The 1,041-nt window shown below is 65.3% G+C and carries 1 protein-coding gene; it reads right to left on the reverse strand.

The features are described 5' to 3' along the window. The coding region (locus AB4118_RS33985) for a peroxidase family protein (RefSeq protein WP_441493896.1) at positions 1–942 on the reverse strand (942 nt) is incomplete at its 3' end. Positions 943–1,041 lie beyond the last annotated feature (99 nt).

Here is a 1,041-nt window from a genome sequence, read left to right on the forward strand (position 1 = left end):
GATGAACGGATTGGCATCGAGCAGCAGCGCATGTCCGGTGCCCATGAAGTTGGACGCCATGCTCGCTGCCATCGTGGTGTTGATCACGCCGCCGTTGACCAGCCCGGCGAAATAGGTCTGGAACGCGACCGGGCCGCCGGGCAGGCCGGTGAAGACGGTGTTGTTCTCCCAATGCTCGAGGATCAGCTCGCGCAGCGTCGGCAGCAACCGGAAGTTCGGGTCAGACGGATCCGGCCCTCCCGCCAGCAGCATCGAGCCGAGACCGCCATCGCCGTCGCCTTCGCGGAGGAACTGGCCGACGAGCCCGTTCGAGCCATAGGCCTGGTTCTGGTCCGCGAAGGGCGAAGTGCGGTTGATATGCTGGGGAACGCCATCGACGATTTCGTCGACCGTGCCCCGGGTGAGATCGGCAGGGTTGCCGGATCCGGGCGCGCCGTTGCCGGGAGCGCCGATCTGGATCGCGCCATTGCCACCCTTCGGCAGGAAATCGAGGCCGTGGTCGAAATACTGGCCAAAGGCCATGAAGAAGATATTGGCGTCGTTGCTGTTCTTCGGCAGGTCTGCTTCCTGCACGCCCAGGATATTGCTGATATTGCGCGGATCGAGCCCCTCGAAGATCGGGTTGATCTGGTTGTTGCCGGTCGCCGCGTCGTAGTCGCCGTAGCGGGCTTCGGTCAGCCGGATGAAGTGCTCGTCCGCCGCACCGTAATCGGGATGGGCGAGATTGTTGCCGTGGCCGCTGAGATCGCGGACGCCGGGCACCGTGTCGTCATCGCCAGGAACGTCCTGGCCGTTGACCAGGTGCTTTAGCCCCGCAACGTCGCCGGCGGTGAGGTCGAACGCGCCAGTGATGCCGCCGCCGTTCCCGCTCCCGTTTCCGGAGCCACCGCCGTTACTGCCACCGCCGCCAGTCGATCCGCCGGCTGCAGCTGGTCCGGTCACGTGCATTTCATCCTGGGCACGCATGCCAACCAGATGGTCGGAGCCGCCGCCCGTATTGAGCACGACGTGGTGGGCCGATTCGAGAGCCGTCACGTCGAC

The sequence above is a fragment of the Allobosea sp. 2RAB26 genome, from assembly GCF_052115465.1.
Taxonomy (GTDB): Bacteria; Pseudomonadota; Alphaproteobacteria; order Rhizobiales; family Beijerinckiaceae; genus Allobosea.